The following is a 14,868-nucleotide window of genomic DNA, read 5'->3' as shown; positions in this document are numbered from 1 at the left end:
GCGCCGGCGTGCGCCGGATCCCTGTTGGCTATCGAAAATTCTGGAGTACTTCATGCATGTGCGATTGGCGGCCCTGGCCGCGTGGCTACTGTTGAGCGCGGCGGCAACGCCGGCGACAGCAGAAGAGCTGATGACCTTGGACGACGCGTTTGCACGCGTGGCCCAAACCCACCCCGAGCTGCGCCTGGTCGATGCGCGAGCCACGGTGCTCGCTGCCGAGCGCGACCAGGCCGTGCAGCGGCCACCGTGGACGTTGGGGGCGGAGGTTGAAAATGCGCTGGGCACGGGCGCGGCCCGTGGCCTGGACAGCGCGGAGTTGACCTTGAGCCTGAGCTCGGTCCTGGAGCGCGGCGGCAAGCTCGACGCCCGCCGCACCTTGGCCCAAAGCCGGATTGATGCACTGGCCGTGCAGCGCGAGACCAGGCGGCTGGACCTGCTCGCCGAGACGGCGCAGCGCTATTTGGCCGTTGTCGGTGCCGACCGGCAACGCAGCCTGACGAACATGGATGTCGGCCAGCGCCAGCGGACCGTCGCCGCTGCCCGGCAGCGCCTGCAGGCTGGCGCGTCTCCCGAATCGGTGATGCTCACCGCACAAGCAGCACTGGCGAGAGCAGAGTTGACCCGTGATCGGGCCGAGCAGCAGCGCATTGCCGCCCGGCAGCACCTTGCTGCCCTCTGGGGCGAACGTGCTCCGAGCTTCGAGGTGGCCGCGGCGGATCCCATGACCCTGCCGGCGATCGCGTCCATGCAGTCGCTGGCCGAGGAATTGGAGCGCACTCCCGAGTTGGCGCAGTTTGCCGATGCCCGCCGGATCGCGCAGGCACGACTGCAGCTGGCGCGTTCGGCGGCCTCGCCGGACTTGTCGTGGCAGCTGGGCGTGCGCCGCCTGCAGGAGACTGACGACACCGCGCTGGTGGCCAGCCTGTCCATGCCACTGGGCAGCCGCAGCCGCGCGCAGCCGGAGATCCGCGCCGGCGAAGCCGAGCTGGAGGTTCTGACGATCGAGCGCGAGGCCAAGGGCCTGTCGCTGTATTCCACGCTGGTCGAAGCCCATGGTCGCTACACCGTGGCGCAGGCCGAGGTGGCACGGCTGCAAGGCGAGGTGCTGCCGAAGTTGGCCCGGGCTGAGAAGGCCGCCGAGCGCGCCTATCGCGCCGGCGCGATCAGCTACCTGGAATGGGCACAGCTGCAGTCCGAACGCACGGCCATGGCCCAGCAGCAGCTGGACGTGGCGCTCGATGCGCAGCGCGCCCTGATCGAAATTCAACGCCTGACCGGCCAAGCGCTTGTCGCGCCGCCGGCGGCTGCTTCCACCGGAGAGACCCCATGAATCGCTTTTCTTGGACCGCACTGGGCATGGCCCTGATGATGCTGGCCGCCTGCAACGCGTCGGCCCCCAACGAAGCGTCCGAAGGCGGCGCCGCCGCTGAGGGCGAAGAGCACGGCGAGCACGAGGAAGCGCCGCTGGAAACCAAGATTGCCGCCAAAGCTGCGCAGGCAGCGGGTATCCAGGTCGCACCGGCAGGCCCCGGTGAGATTGCTGACGAGCATGAGGTGCAAGGGCTGTTGACCCCGATTGACGGTCGCATCGCGCAGGTCACGGCACGCTTCCCCGGACCGGTCCGCTCCGTGCGTGCGGGCGTGGGTGATCAGGTACGGGCCGGCCAGGCACTGGCCACGGTAGAGAGCAACCTGAGCCTGACCACCTATACCGTCACCGCGCCGATCAGTGGCGTGGTCATGGCGCGCACGGCCGCCGTAGGCATGGCCGCCGCTGAGGGCGCGCCGCTGTTTGAGGTCGCCGACCTGTCCACGCTGTGGGTGGACCTGCACATCTTCGGCGCCGACGCCCAGCACATCGGTGCTGGCGTGCCGGTGACGGTTACCCGCTTGAGCGATGGCGTCACCGCACAGACCACCTTGGAGCGCGTCCTGCCCGGCACCGCCACCGCCAGCCAAAGCACCATTGCGCGCGGCACGGTGGCCAACACCGATGGCCTGTGGCGGCCGGGGTCGGCGGTCAAGGCGCGGGTCACCGTGGATCGCCAATCGGCAGCGTTGGTGGTGCCGATCACGGCGCTGCAGACCGCAGAAGACCAGGACGTGGTCTACGTGCAGCAGGGCGAAACCTACCACACCCGGCCGGTGAAGCTGGGGCGCCGCGACGCCGAACGCGCCGAAGTGCTGGAAGGCCTCAAGGCCGGTGAACAGGTGGTGGTGGCCCAAAGCTTCCTGATCAAGGCCGACATCGAAAAGTCCACCGTGGAAGAAGAATGAGGCCCGCCATGCTCGAACGCCTCATTGGGCTGTCCATCCGCCATCGCTGGCTGACGCTAGTGCTCACCGCTGCGCTGGTTGCGCTGGGCGTGTGGAGCTACCGTCACCTTTCCATTGACGCCACACCCGACATCACCAACGTCCAGGTCCAGATCAACACCCAGGCCCCGGGTTACTCGCCGCTGGAGGCCGAACAACGGGTCACCTTTGCCATCGAAACGGCCATGGCCGGTCTGCCCAAGCTGGACTACAGCCGCTCGCTGTCGCGCTACGGGCTTTCGCAGGTCACCGTCGTCTTCAAGGACGGCACCGACCTGTACTTTGCCCGCCAGCAGGTCGCCGAGCGCCTGCAGCAGATCGCCTCCCAGCTTCCCGAAGGGTTGGACCCGGAAATGGGGCCGATCTCCACCGGGTTGGGCGAGATCTTCATGTACACCGTGGAGGCCGAGCCCAACGCTCGCAAGCCCGACGGCACCCCGTACACGGCCACGGACCTGCGCACCCTGCAGGACTGGGTGATCCGGCCGCAGCTGCGCACCACGCCCGGCGTCACCGAGGTCAACACCATCGGCGGCTTCGAGCGGCAGATCCACATCACTCCCGATCCAGCTCAGTTGGTGGCGCTGGGCTTCACGTTGAACGACGTGGTCGCCGCGGTCATGCGCAACAACCAGAACATCGGCGCCGGCTACATCGAGCGCAACGGACAGCAGTTCCTGGTGCGCGTGCCGGGCCAGCTAGCCAATCTGGAGGCAATCGGCAACATCGTGCTGGACCGGCGCGATGGCGTGCCCATTCGGGTGCGCGACGTCGCTAGCGTGGGCGAAGGCAAGGAGCTGCGCACGGGCGCGGCCACCCAGAATGGCCACGAGGTCGTGGTCGGTACCGCCTTCATGTTGTTCGGCGCCAACAGCCGGGAAGTCTCCCAGGCGGCCGCGGCCAAGCTGGATGCCGCCAACGCCAGCCTGCCTGCCGGCGTCCATGCCAAGGCCGTCTATGACCGCACCGCGCTGGTGGATCGCACCATCGGCACGGTGTCCAAGAACCTGATCGAGGGCGCGCTGCTGGTGGTGGTGGTGCTGTTCCTGCTGCTGGGCAATGTGCGCGCCTCGTTGATCACCGCGGCGGTGATCCCGTTGGCGATGCTGTTCACCATCATCGGCATGGTGCGTGGCGGCGTGTCGGGCAACCTGATGAGCCTGGGCGCGCTGGACTTCGGCCTGATCGTGGACGGGGCGGTGATCATCATCGAGAACTGTCTGCGCCGGTTCGGCGAGGCGCAGCACGCGCTAGGCCGCCAGCTCAACGATGAAGAGCGCTATGACCTGACCGCCTCGGCCACCGCCGAGGTGATCCGTCCCAGCCTGTTTGGCCTGGGCATCATCGCCGCGGTCTACCTGCCGATCTTCTCGCTGTCCGGGGTAGAAGGAAAAATGTTCCACCCGATGGCGATCACGGTGGTGCTGGCCCTGACCGGCGCCATGGTGTTGTCGCTGACCTTCGTGCCGGCGGCGATCGCCAGCTTCCTGCGCGGCCGTGTGGCTGAGCACGACAACCGCCTGATGCGCTGGTCGCGTGCCCGTTATACGCCGCTGCTGGATTGGGCCCTGCGTCGGCGCGTGGTGGTGCTGGCCGGCGCGGCCGTGCTGGTGGTGGGCTGTGGCGTGCTGGCCACCCGCTTGGGTTCGGAGTTCGTGCCGAGCCTGGATGAGGGCGACATCACCTTGCAGCCCATGCGTATTCCCGGCACCAGCTTGGAGCAGTCGGTGGCCATGCAGGAAACGCTGGAGAAGCGCCTGGCCCAGTTCCCGGAGGTGGCCAACATCTTCTCAAAGATCGGCACCGCCGAGGTGGCCACCGATCCTATGCCGCCGTCGATGGCCGACACCTTCCTGATGCTCAAGCCCCGCGACCAGTGGCCCGACCCGCGCAAGCCCAAGGCCGAGCTGGTGGAAGAGCTGGAGGCGGCGGCCAAGGAAATCCCGGGCAGCAACTACGAGTTCACCCAGCCCATCCAGATGCGCACCAACGAGTTGATCTCCGGCGTCCGTTCGGACGTGGCGGTCAAGGTCTACGGCGACAACCTTGACCAGTTGACGCGCCTGGCCAGCCGGGTCGAGCGGGTCATGCGTAGCGTCCCCGGCGCCGAAGACGTCAAGGCCGAGCAGGTCTCCGGCCTGCCGCTGCTGACCATCACGCCAGATCCGGCGGCATTGGCACGGTATGGCCTGAACCCGGGCGATGTGCAGGAAACGATGGCCACCGCCATTGGGGGCAGTGTTGCCGGCCAGTTGATCGAGGGCGACCGCCGCTTCGACCTGGTCGTGCGCCTGCCCGAAGCGCAGCGCCAAGACCCCGCTGTGCTGGCAGATCTGCCCATTCCGCTGCCGGCAAGCACCAGTGTCGATGAGTCCAGCCGTCTGGCCGCCGGCGCCAATGGGGGGCCTCGCACGGTGCCGCTGCGGGAAGTGGCGAAGATCCAGGTAGAGCGCGGGCCCAATCAGATCAACCGCGAGAACGGCAAGCGCCGCGTGGTGATCACCGCCAACGTGCGCGAGCGCGATCTGGGCGGGTTCGTCGGCGAGTTGCGCACACGCATCGGCCAGGATGTCGCGCTTCCAGAGGGCTACTGGATCGATTACGGCGGCACCTTCGAGCAGCTGATCTCGGCCACCCAACGCCTGGGCGTGGTCGTTCCGGTGACACTGGCGTTGATCTTCGCTCTGCTATTCATGGCCTTCGGCTCGGCCAAGGATGCGGCCATTGTGTTCAGTGGCGTGCCGCTGGCGCTGACCGGCGGTGTGCTGGCACTGGCTCTGCGCGGGATTCCGTTGTCGATCTCTGCCGGCGTGGGCTTCATCGCGCTGTCGGGCGTGGCCGTACTCAACGGGCTGGTCATGATCGCCTTCATCCGCCGTCTGCGCGAACAGGGCGATCCGCTAGACGACGCTGTGCGCGACGGCGCCCTTGGACGCCTGCGACCGGTGTTGATGACCGCCCTGGTAGCCTCGCTGGGCTTCCTACCCATGGCCTTGAATGTCGGTGCTGGCTCGGAAGTGCAGCGGCCGCTGGCCACTGTCGTCATCGGCGGCATCGTCTCATCCACCGCATTGACCTTGTTGGTGCTGCCGGTGCTCTATCGTTGGCTGCATCGCGACCGAGCTCCCCGCGCCGGTAGCACTGCTTTGGAGTCCCCATGAACGAGCTCAACCTGGAACAGGTCCGTGCGGCGATGTTTACCGACCCGGGCGTGAAAGCGGTGGACGACCTGCGCCTGGTCGCCGGTGAGCATGGCCGTGCGATCGCGGCCACCATCACGGTCGCGGCGCCCTCGGTCGACCTGGACCTGGTGCATGCTGTGATTGCCCAGGTCCTGGCCGATCAATTCGGCATCGATCAGATCATGCTGTGTTTCAACGACCCGGGCCCGGTACCGCCGCCGCCCACCGCGGCGCCGTTAAAGAAGATGTGATCGCAGCCCCTGGCTCTATGCGTCTGCGCTGGCAGGCGCATAGAGCTGATGACCCGGCAACGCGCACGCGCCGGCATACACAAAGGCCACGCTTTGCCGCGCCCGGGTGAAGGCCACGTAGTATTTCGGCGGCGCGGTGATACGCGCTGCATCGGCCGTGCGCAGGTACTGCGTCAACGGCCCGTTCGGAAAGATGAGGACCCGACTGTAGGTGCGGCCCTTGCACTGCCCAAAGTTCACCGCCGGCAGTCCGTCGCACGCCTGCCGCCGGTCATGCCGGAGCACGGTGGGGGCGAACTCCTGCATGTACGCGGCCACATCCCCTGGAGCGACGAGGTAGATGCCATCGTGTCCGGTGACCTCGCCATTGCCTGATTGGGTCCGCGGCATCTGCGGATAGAGCGTGTCAGCCATATCGCACAGGGCCTGGACGCAGCGCAGACTGGTGAGGCGGTGATCCAGCCGGCATAAGCCGTCGGCCTCCCAAATCTGAAACAGCGCTGCCAGATTCGGACCACGGTATTGGCTGTACCTTTGCGCATAGTTGGTCGCATACGTGGCTTGGCGCGTATCGCCTACCAACGTGATGGCAATCTCGCTCTTCAACAGCCGTTCGACCAGATCCAGATCAAAGCCGGCCAGATCCTGGACTTCGTCGATGTAGAGCTCGTCGTACATCGCCGCCAATCGCGCCACGACCTGGCCTTGGGTCAGCTCATCGCAGCGCACAGCGAAATCGGCCGCTCGGTCCGAATACATCCGGTTGCCCGCCAGGTAGTGGCGCGCCACCTGGGTGCGTGGGGCGCGGTTGTTGGTGACACCTTCTACGAACAGGATGGTCTCGATGCGAGGCTCAGGGCAAAGCGCAGCCTGGTACGGGCGAATGCACTGGCGCAGCAGAAAGCCATACCAGCTGTGCAAGGTGACATGCGCGGGGACCGCGCCTGCGTGGGCCTCAAACGAGCGCCGGATCTCTTCCAGGTTTTCCAGCGTGTAGGTGACAATCGCGATGCGGCGCTCAGGTCGTTCCAAGGCCTGCCGGACCAGCAACGTGGTCTTGCCCGAGCCGGCTGCCGAGAGCAGGACCCGGTTAGGTGATGGCACGCTGGACATAGTCCGGGAACCTGATCGAGTGCGGGCTATTGAAAATCGCCAAGGCCGTATCGGTCTTATGGCCCTTCATGTACTTGAGCAGCGCCACCTCATCGGCAAAGGCCTTGCCCAGCACGGTATTGAGTTCGGCCAGCGAGTTGGCTTTGATCAGCGGCTCTTCCAGCGAAGGGGCGCTCTCGTCGGAATCGTAATAGATCGCGTTGATGTGCTCGGCATAGCGCTCTTGCACAACTGCGATATCACCGTCGTTGTCGGTGATCACCTTGGCCTGAATCCTCAGTCGATCGGCAATCTGCAAGAAGCGTTTGAATGCCAACGACTTGACTGAAATGATGTCTACGCCGTGAGCCATCGGCGCCACGCCGTGATGGTCACTGTAGGCACGCTGCACGATCAGTTCGTCGGAAGGGCCTTCCACCAGGATCGCCTGCTTGGCCAGGATCAACCGCAGCGTGTCGTGGCCCGGCAGCTTCATGAAATAGTCGTGGGTATCGCTGGGCAGCTGGTCCAGCTTCATCTGGCCTTGCGCGCTGAACAGGATCACGTTGTCCACGCCCAGCTTGTTCAACACGAAGCTGCTGTGGGTGGCGATGATCACCTGCTGGGCGGTGGAGAGGGCCGCAATCTTGTCGATCAGCTGGGTCATGCTGGAATAGGACAGATGGTTCTCCGGCTCCTCGATCAGCAGCACGTGAGCCGCGCCGGCCGCGTGCATCGCCAGCTTCATCTTCACCGCGCTTTGCTCGCCCTTGCCGGCCTGGGTGAACGGGAGCTCATCCAGGTAGGGTGACAGGCTGGTTTCCCACGTTGAGCGCGGCGATGTGTCCACGCCTACCGTCAATGCCCTGTGGCTGATGTCCCCGGTGTGCTCGGTCAAGTAGGCATTGATCGCTGCCACATCCGCTTCTTCGGAAAAGCTCTGCCGCATGCGGCGGAAGCTCAGCGACAGCGAGACGCGCTGCGCAGGCGTCAGTGCCTGCTCGATGATGCCGGCGATATAGCGATCGGCACCGGACAAGGTCTTGATGCCGTGCGTGTCGATGATGGTCGAGTCGAACGGAATACTACGGGCGGTGACGCCATTGTTGGCGAAGGAGTACCAGCGCACCGTGTAGTACTCCACCGGCAGGCTGACCGCGCCCTGGTGCTGCTGCAGGTAGGCGTTGAACTCCTCGCGGTAGTCGTCGTTGAGCTCGACCAGCAGCCGGATGCCGGCGGTATCCAGACGCAGGGAGTTGTTGGTGCCGCGTAACGACGCCAGCGCGGCGTCGGCGCCCAGATAGGCTTCGATGGAGATCCGTGGCGGCGAGGCCGGCGTGCCCGTGGCAAGCGCTCCCAAGTACTCCTGCACCGTGGGCTGGTGGAACAGGTAGGGCGTGAGCTCGTAGGCAAGATTGCGCCCATGCAGCTGGCCGGTGACCACCGCGTGGATGGCCTCCAGCAGGGTGGATTTACCGACCTCGTTGTCGCCCACCACCAGGTTCATGTGGGCATTGAGGGGCAGGTCCAGATGGCGAAACGACTTGAAGTTGTCGATGACGATACGTTCGATCGGCATGCACAGTCCTATGATGGCCAACGGGCTCGGTGGCGGAGCCTGCCTGCACCCTGGCTGGCCTCCTTTCCGCTCTGGGCCATACTACCCAGCGATCGCCGGCCCTGGGCGGTTTCGTACTGCTTGGGACGCCGGGAAGGGTCAGAATCCGCCTTACGCGGGATAATTCAATATTATCCCGTATAACTATTTTCGCCGACGAGCGGTCGTCTACCTGCTTTAATAGTATGTAATTACATGGTATGTAATACATTACGAAATAAAGTGAGGTGGCACGATGGCGCGCGCAGGACTCTATAAGAGTGACGTCCAGAAGGCGCGCGACGCGCTGCTGGCCCAACGCAAGAAGCCGTCAGTCGACGCGGTGCGAGTGGCCTTGGGCAACACGGGCTCCAAGACCACGATCCACCGCTACTTGCGTGAACTGGAAGGAGAGGAAGGCGGCGGTCCGGCGAGGACGGTAGCCGTTAGTGATGCTTTGCAGGACTTGGTTGCGCGCTTGGCCTCGCGGCTCCAGGAGGAAGCAGAGGCCATCCTCACCCAGGAGCGTGAGCGCCATCAGGCTGAGCTCCACAGTCGGCAACAGGCGCTTTCCGGTGCCCAAGAGGAGGCTGCCGCCTTGAGCAGTCGGCTGCAGCGCACCGAAGCAAGCCTGCACCAAGAGCAAGCTGCTCACGCCCTCCTTCAACAGAATCTAGGTGACAGGATCGCGGAAATCGCCCAGTTGAACGAGCGCATCGCTGGCATGACGGTGCGGCTGGCTGATCATGAGGCGCATACGCGTTCTCTGGAGGACAAGCATGCCCATGCCCGGGAAGCGCTTGAGCACTACCGCACTTCAACCAAAGAGCAGCGTGAGCAAGAGCTTCGCCGTCACGAGCATCAGGTCCAAGAGCTGCAAGTAGCCTTACGTCAGGCCAATGAAGCCTTGGGCGCGAAGAATCAGGAGCTGTTGGTGCTGAACCGCGACAATGGTCAATGGCTGGAGCGCCACGGGCGGATTGAGCGTGAGCTTGCCCAGCTACGACAGGCCCACGAAGGCCAACACAGCGAGGTCGTGGCGTTGCGCCAGACCGCGACGGACTATTTGGCACTGCAGGAGCGCTGGAAGACTGACGCCAAGACCTTGGATACCATGCGCAACGAGCTAGCTCAAGTTCAAGACACCCTTGCGCGGGAGCGTGAGCGCCGCGAGAGCGCTGAAGCCGATGCGTTGCGTGCCAATGCACGTCTTGAAGCGCTAGAGCCTCTACTGAATCAACTGACGCCAGCACAAAATGCGGTGAAGAAAACTCGGCGCGGCCATGCGCAAGATGGGGGAGCCGACTGACGAGGCTGCTCGTTTGTCTGCTAGCGGCTGGGGTGGCGCTCACCTGTCCAGTACGCCCATTCCATAGGGACGACCCAATCTACAAACAGTTTGGCTACTGAGGACTCCGGTGCCAAATGATAGGGCTTGAACATGCCTTGCTCGGGCGAACTGGTCATCAGGTAGCGCAGGCGCTTCTGGACCTCCTGAAAGATGGCTTCCCGCACATGGGCGCTGTCGTGCACGCCAAGACGCATCGCCACCGAGGCACCTTGGCGTACCGCCGCCCAGCAGCAGTAACGCCACCGCGCGATCGGCAAGCCCCGCGGTCCGGATTGAAAGACGAACCCCACATCACGTGCCCAGCCTGGGTCGAAGTGATGTTTGAGCAATTGCTGCTCCAGAAACTGCTCGGTCTCCCAGAGTGCAAGTTCATCCCACAGCTCCAGTTTCGCGTCCGCCAAGTCTACATCGTGTGCCATATCGCCGAGTTGGTCTTCCAGCACCGGGAGCAGGTGCCTGCGCTCGTGGGTAGACCAGGCGAAAGCCCATTGCAGATCTTCGATGGGCGTGACCTCGGCATCGGGGCGGATCTGCCATCGATCCGCTGGCCAGGGAACTTGGATCAAGGCCAAGTCTCGCAGCGTGTCCAGCACCAGCAAGGTGGAGCGGCGTGTGGGCGCCACCGGTAGGCGTCGTAGCTGCGCGGCTAACAGTGCGGCTAGGAAAAGGGTGCCACGAAGGCCCAACTCCTCGATGCTGGCGACCCCAGATGGCGTCATTGACGAGGTTCCGGGCATGCGGTTTCCGGGGATGAGGGAGCGGCGTGGCTCCTGGGGGGGGGGGGGGGGGGGGGGGGGGGGGGGGGCGCTACCGGTGTCGCCGGTTGCCTCAAAGCTAAGAATATCTTAGTATGCAAGGCTGGGTACATCCGCCATCCTTATGGGGTCTCCATGGGGTGCGCGCGTGACTTTGTCCGTCGACTCAACACCGACCTTCGCTCGACGCCTCAAACAAGCCCGCCTGCACACGGGTTTGTCGCAGAAGGAGTTGGGCATCCGGGCCGGTCTGGATCCTCACGTGGCCAGCCCCCGAATCAACCAGTACGAGCGTGGCAAGCACGAGCCCATGCTGGAGATTGCTGAGCGGTTGGCCCAAGCGTTGGGGATCCCCGCCGCCTTCCTTTACACCGACGATGATCTGCTGGCCAAGTTGCTCCTGCGCTGGGGCTCGCTAAGCAAGCAGCAGAAGCGCGAGTTGGTGAAGCTGATCGAGGCCACGCCCGAGAAGTAAACCGAACAAGCGCTCGCCCTATGGGCAACTCTTCGCCTCAACCCGCCCTTTGGGCGCTTCTGGAGGGAGCTGCAGTGTCCGCGGCTAGTGCGACTGACAAGTCGCGACATCTCAGGCTTACTTGAGATTTTGTTCACGACCGATACACACGCGCCTTGTCTAAAGTGATATACCATGTCGCCCGTGTCAGCCTCCTCACTTCTACTGCGACTGTTCCTGATCGCCATGCTCGTGCTTAACGGCGCGTGGTCGGCGTTTGCGTCCGTCAGTATGAACCCGGTCATGGAAGAGCAGGCCAGCGAAGTGGCTGCCGCGGTGCAAGTCGACGAAGACTGCTTCGCCCATCACAGTGCTGAGCATCATCCCGATGCCACATCGATTGAAAAGGCTGGCACTGGGCATGGCGACCATGCCGGTCCCGACTGTTGCAAGTCTTCTGCGTGCCGGTGCGCCTGCGTACACGCTTGCGCGAGCGCACTTCCTGCGCGCCTGCATGTTTCGGTGCAACTGGCCTTGGGCCTGGATGTCATGCCGCTGCCCCTAGGGCATGCGGCACCTGCCTTGCCTCATCTGATCCGACCACCGATCGGCTAAGCGTCCCTAGGCGCCGCAATGGCGCCGTTGGTGTGGCTTGCATGCCTGTTTAGGCCAGCCGCCCGCTCTGTACCACCGCCCGCCGGTGGCAACACGACGCTTGGAGCATTTTCATGTCGCATGATGATTTTCGTGGTCCACGCGGTGGACCGCTGCTGCCTTCGCGGCGGCGATTTGTCCAAGGCTTGGCCTTGGGAGGCGCAGTCGCAGGATTAGGTTTCTGGCCCAAAGCCAGTTGGGCGCTCAAGGGGCCGGGACAACCCAACGTACTATCGGGCACTGAGTTTGACCTGACCATTGGCGAGACGCCGATGAACTTCACCGGCAAGACCCGCACCGCGATCACGGTCAACGGGTCCGTTCCGGCGCCGTTGCTGCGGTGGCGGGAAGGCACCACGGTCAACTTGCGCGTCTCTAATGCATTGCCCGCTAACTCCATCCATGGCGCGGACACCTCCATCCATTGGCACGGCATCATTTTGCCGGCCAACATGGACGGCGTGCCGGGTCTGAGCTTTGACGGTATCGGACGTGGTGAGACCTACCACTACCGGTTCACCCTGCATCAGGGCGGAACCTACTGGTACCACAGCCACTCAGGGTTCCAGGAACAAGCCGGGCTCTATGGCCCGATCGTCATCGACCCATTGGAGCCGGAGCCCTTCAGTTTCGATCGCGACTACGTCGTGATGCTGAGCGATTGGACAGACCTGGACCCGACGGCCCTGTTCGATCGTTTGAAGAAGATGCCGGGCCATGACAATTACTACAAGCGCACGGTCGGCGATTTTGCGCGCGATGTGAAGCGCAACGGCCTGTCGGCCACGTTGGAAGATCGCAAGATGTGGGGCGTGATGCGGATGACGCCCACGGACCTGTCCGACGTCAACGCCAACACCTACACCTACCTGATGAACGGCACGACCTCACTGGGCAACTGGACCGGTTTGTTCCGCAGTGGCGAGAAGGTGCGCCTGCGTTTCATCAATGGCTCTGCCATGACGTACTTCGATGTGCGTATTCCGGGGCTGAAGATGACCGTGGTGGCGGCAGATGGCTTGTATGTCCATCCGGTTTCCGTCGACGAGTTCCGCATCGCGGTAGCAGAAACCTTCGATGTGATCGTGGAGCCCTCCGGGCAGGACGCATTCACCATCTTTGCCCAAGACTCCGGTCGCACCGGCTACATCAGCGGCACGCTCGCTGTGCGCGAAGGATTACGCGCGCCCGTTCCGTCTGTGGATCCCCGGCCGCTGCTGACGATGGCAGACATGGGCATGGATCATGGGTCGATGGATATGTCTGGCGGCAGCAAGGGCATGGAAGGCGGCTGTGGTGCGGCCATGGGCATGCCTGGCATGACCCCACCTGTCAGCGGTAACGCGACCTCGGCCCATGCAGGCCATGCGATGCCCGCCGCCGGCGATGGTGCCATGGCAGGCATGCAGCACGGGGGCATGCAATCACACCCTGCTAGCGAGACCAACAATCCCCTGTTGGACAACCAAGCCATGAGCGTGAGTTCGCGCTTGGATGATCCGGGCAATGGCCTGCGCGATAACGGCCGTCATGTGCTGACGTATTCCATGCTCAAGAGCACCTTTGAAGACCCTGACGGACGCGACCCCGGTCGCGAGATCGAGCTGCATCTGACCGGACACATGGAGAAATTCTCCTGGGGCTTCAACGGTCAGAAGTTTTCCAATGTCGAGCCGCTGCGGCTGAACTACGGCGAGCGTATGCGCATCGTATTGGTTAACGACACGATGATGACCCATCCCATCCATTTGCACGGCATGTGGAGTGACGTGGAGGACGACAACGGCAACTTCATGGTGCGCAAGCACACGGTGGATATGCCGCCAGGTAGCCGACGCACGTATCGCGTGCGTGCCGATGCGTTGGGCAGCTGGGCGTTCCATTGCCACCTGCTTTATCACATGGAAGCCGGAATGATGCGCACGGTGAGGGTCGACGAATGAACATCAATAGACGCGATACCACCCTGACTGCGCTGACGGCTATCTCGCTGGCCCTGGCCAATGCGGCCAGCGCCCAATCTATGCAGCACGGCTCCATGCAGATGGAGCAGGGCGCGCAGACCCAGACTCAGGATCACTCTGCACATCAGGCACCGACATCAAAACCTGCGCCAGCCCAAAAGCCTGCAACACCGGCCAAGACGAGCGAAGCGACGATCGATCATGCGGCGATGGGCCACGCCGAGCCGCAGGCTAACGCAGCCGAGCCTGCCATGCAGGGCATGGACCATTCGCAGATGGGGCACGGCTCGCCCGCGAGCACACCTGCGGCGCCCACAGCGCAGGCGCAGTCGATGCAGGGCATGGATCACAGTCAGATGGCACAGCCCGCTGCAGCCGACACCTCCGGCACGGCCACGCCTGCGATGCAGGGGATGGACCATTCGCAGATGGGCCATGATTCGCCCGCGCCCGCTACACCAGAAGCGGGAATGCAATCGATGGAGGGCATGGACCACAGTCAGATGGGACACGGGCCTGCAGCGCCAACGCAGCCGCGCACCCCGATTCCCGCGGTGACGGACGCGGATCGCAAGGCGGCCATCGCGCCGGAACACGCGCATCCGGTGCATGACAACTCGATCAAGAGCTACGTGCTGCTCAATCGCCTGGAAACCTGGGATGCCGATCCGGGCACCGGGCTGGGCTGGGAGGGCCAGGGCTGGATCGGTACGGACCTCAATCGCGTCTGGCTCCGCAGTGAAGGCGAACGCACGGATGGTCAGACCGAGTCGGCTGATCTGGAAGTGCTTTACGGCCGCAGTATCTCCACGTGGTGGGATGTGGTGGCCGGTGTGCGTCATGACTTCAAGCCTGGGGCATCGCAGAACTTCGCCGCTATCGGTGTACAGGGCTTGGCGCCGATGAAGTTCGAAGTGTCCGCCACAGCCTATCTCGGCGAAGGGGGCCAGACTGCCGCCAATGTCGAGGCCGAGTACGAATTGCTGCTAACCAACCGGCTGATCTTGCAGCCGCTGGTGGAAGTCACCGCCTATGGCAAGAACGATCCATTGCGCGGGATAGGTTCGGGTCTGAGTGCCGCTGAGGCGGGGCTACGACTTCGCTATGAGTTCACCCGAAAGTTCGCTCCCTACATCGGCGTGGTGTACGAGCGCGCGTTTGGCAATACCGCAGACATGCGACGCGAGCATGGCGAGTCCTTTGAAGACACGCGCTTGGTCATCGGCCTTCGTACCTGGTTCTAAGGGGAACT

At 64.0% G+C, this 14,868-nt stretch carries 12 protein-coding genes; 9 read left to right on the top strand and 3 right to left on the bottom strand.

The window, feature by feature from the left end:
* Positions 1 to 52 precede the first annotated feature (52 nt).
* Genes ROV93_RS05460 through ROV93_RS05445 form a run of 4 tightly spaced genes read left to right on the top strand, consistent with a single transcriptional unit; the run spans position 53 to position 5,749 of the window.
* Complete coding sequence (locus ROV93_RS05460; protein WP_043033510.1) at positions 53 to 1,330, top strand: TolC family protein; 1,278 nt, start codon at positions 53 to 55, stop codon at positions 1,328 to 1,330.
* Complete coding sequence (locus tag ROV93_RS05455; protein WP_021201906.1) at positions 1,327 to 2,277, top strand: efflux RND transporter periplasmic adaptor subunit; 951 nt, start codon at positions 1,327 to 1,329, stop codon at positions 2,275 to 2,277. The genes ROV93_RS05460 and ROV93_RS05455 overlap by 4 nt, the downstream gene beginning before the upstream one ends.
* 8 nt (positions 2,278 to 2,285) lie before the next feature.
* Complete coding sequence (locus ROV93_RS05450; protein ID WP_180890372.1) at positions 2,286 to 5,477, top strand: CusA/CzcA family heavy metal efflux RND transporter; 3,192 nt, start codon at positions 2,286 to 2,288, stop codon at positions 5,475 to 5,477.
* Positions 5,474 to 5,749, top strand: coding sequence for a hypothetical protein (locus ROV93_RS05445; protein ID WP_019184735.1), 276 nt, complete (start codon positions 5,474 to 5,476; stop codon positions 5,747 to 5,749). Before ROV93_RS05450 ends, ROV93_RS05445 begins: the two co-directional genes overlap by 4 nt.
* Before the next feature lie 15 nt (positions 5,750 to 5,764).
* Here the strand turns inward: ROV93_RS05445 and ROV93_RS05440 are convergent, their stop codons facing one another.
* Entirely contained in the window at positions 5,765 to 6,862 is a 1,098-nt protein-coding gene (locus tag ROV93_RS05440) for a UvrD-helicase domain-containing protein (RefSeq protein ID WP_043033512.1), read from the bottom strand.
* On the bottom strand, positions 6,840 to 8,420 hold the full coding sequence (locus ROV93_RS05435; protein WP_312538696.1) for an AAA family ATPase: 1,581 nt from the start codon (positions 8,418 to 8,420) through the stop codon (positions 6,840 to 6,842). The genes ROV93_RS05440 and ROV93_RS05435 overlap by 23 nt, the downstream gene beginning before the upstream one ends.
* Positions 8,421 to 8,694: 274 nt before the next feature.
* Between ROV93_RS05435 and ROV93_RS05430 the strand changes: the two genes are divergently transcribed.
* Entirely contained in the window at positions 8,695 to 9,747 is a 1,053-nt protein-coding gene (locus tag ROV93_RS05430) for a DNA-binding protein (RefSeq protein WP_021201903.1), read from the top strand.
* Between the two features lie 20 nt (positions 9,748 to 9,767).
* Here ROV93_RS05430 and ROV93_RS05425 read toward each other — a convergent pair whose 3' ends face one another.
* Positions 9,768 to 10,526 carry a hypothetical protein gene (locus ROV93_RS05425; RefSeq protein WP_223224790.1) on the bottom strand — a complete coding sequence of 253 codons (759 nt, stop codon included), beginning with the start codon at positions 10,524 to 10,526 and terminating at the stop codon, positions 9,768 to 9,770.
* A gap of 142 nt (positions 10,527 to 10,668) precedes the next feature.
* Here ROV93_RS05425 and ROV93_RS05420 point away from each other — a divergent pair, with 142 nt between their 5' ends.
* From ROV93_RS05420 to ROV93_RS05405, 4 genes are all read left to right on the top strand, one after another.
* A complete protein-coding gene (locus tag ROV93_RS05420) occupies positions 10,669 to 11,019 on the top strand; it encodes a helix-turn-helix transcriptional regulator (protein WP_043033515.1) in 351 nt (116 codons plus the stop codon).
* 174 nt (positions 11,020 to 11,193) lie between these two features.
* Positions 11,194 to 11,613, top strand: a complete 420-nt coding sequence (gene copL, locus ROV93_RS05415) for a transcriptional regulator CopL (protein WP_012480218.1) — start codon at positions 11,194 to 11,196, stop codon at positions 11,611 to 11,613.
* A 113-nt stretch (positions 11,614 to 11,726) separates the two neighbouring features.
* Complete coding sequence (locus tag ROV93_RS05410; protein WP_164158672.1) at positions 11,727 to 13,595, top strand: copper resistance system multicopper oxidase; 1,869 nt, start codon at positions 11,727 to 11,729, stop codon at positions 13,593 to 13,595.
* Positions 13,592 to 14,860, top strand: a complete 1,269-nt coding sequence (locus ROV93_RS05405; protein WP_005413421.1) for a copper-binding protein CopB — start codon at positions 13,592 to 13,594, stop codon at positions 14,858 to 14,860. Before ROV93_RS05410 ends, ROV93_RS05405 begins: the two co-directional genes overlap by 4 nt.
* Positions 14,861 to 14,868: the final 8 nt, after the last annotated feature.

Origin of the sequence: Stenotrophomonas maltophilia group sp. msm4 (assembly GCF_032025605.1) — a bacterium.
Taxonomy (GTDB): domain Bacteria; phylum Pseudomonadota; class Gammaproteobacteria; order Xanthomonadales; family Xanthomonadaceae; genus Stenotrophomonas; species Stenotrophomonas sepilia.
This window is presented reverse-complemented; position numbering and strand designations above follow the sequence as displayed.

Excerpts from the sequence above, each read along its gene's own strand:
- copL (WP_012480218.1), top strand. The coding sequence starts at position 11,194 with ATGTCGCCCGTGTCAGCCTCCTCACTTCTACTGCGACTGTTCCTGATC.
- ROV93_RS05460 (WP_043033510.1), top strand. The coding sequence starts at position 53 with ATGCATGTGCGATTGGCGGCCCTGGCCGCGTGGCTACTGTTGAGCGCG.
- ROV93_RS05410 (WP_164158672.1), top strand. The coding sequence starts at position 11,727 with ATGTCGCATGATGATTTTCGTGGTCCACGCGGTGGACCGCTGCTGCCT.
- ROV93_RS05440 (WP_043033512.1), bottom strand. The coding sequence starts at position 6,862 with ATGTCCAGCGTGCCATCACCTAACCGGGTCCTGCTCTCGGCAGCCGGC.
- ROV93_RS05455 (WP_021201906.1), top strand. The coding sequence starts at position 1,327 with ATGAATCGCTTTTCTTGGACCGCACTGGGCATGGCCCTGATGATGCTG.
- ROV93_RS05420 (WP_043033515.1), top strand. The coding sequence starts at position 10,669 with ATGGGGTCTCCATGGGGTGCGCGCGTGACTTTGTCCGTCGACTCAACA.
- ROV93_RS05450 (WP_180890372.1), top strand. The coding sequence starts at position 2,286 with ATGCTCGAACGCCTCATTGGGCTGTCCATCCGCCATCGCTGGCTGACG.
- ROV93_RS05430 (WP_021201903.1), top strand. The coding sequence starts at position 8,695 with ATGGCGCGCGCAGGACTCTATAAGAGTGACGTCCAGAAGGCGCGCGAC.
- ROV93_RS05425 (WP_223224790.1), bottom strand. The coding sequence starts at position 10,526 with ATGCCCGGAACCTCGTCAATGACGCCATCTGGGGTCGCCAGCATCGAG.
- ROV93_RS05435 (WP_312538696.1), bottom strand. The coding sequence starts at position 8,420 with ATGCCGATCGAACGTATCGTCATCGACAACTTCAAGTCGTTTCGCCAT.
- ROV93_RS05405 (WP_005413421.1), top strand. The coding sequence starts at position 13,592 with ATGAACATCAATAGACGCGATACCACCCTGACTGCGCTGACGGCTATC.
- ROV93_RS05445 (WP_019184735.1), top strand. The coding sequence starts at position 5,474 with ATGAACGAGCTCAACCTGGAACAGGTCCGTGCGGCGATGTTTACCGAC.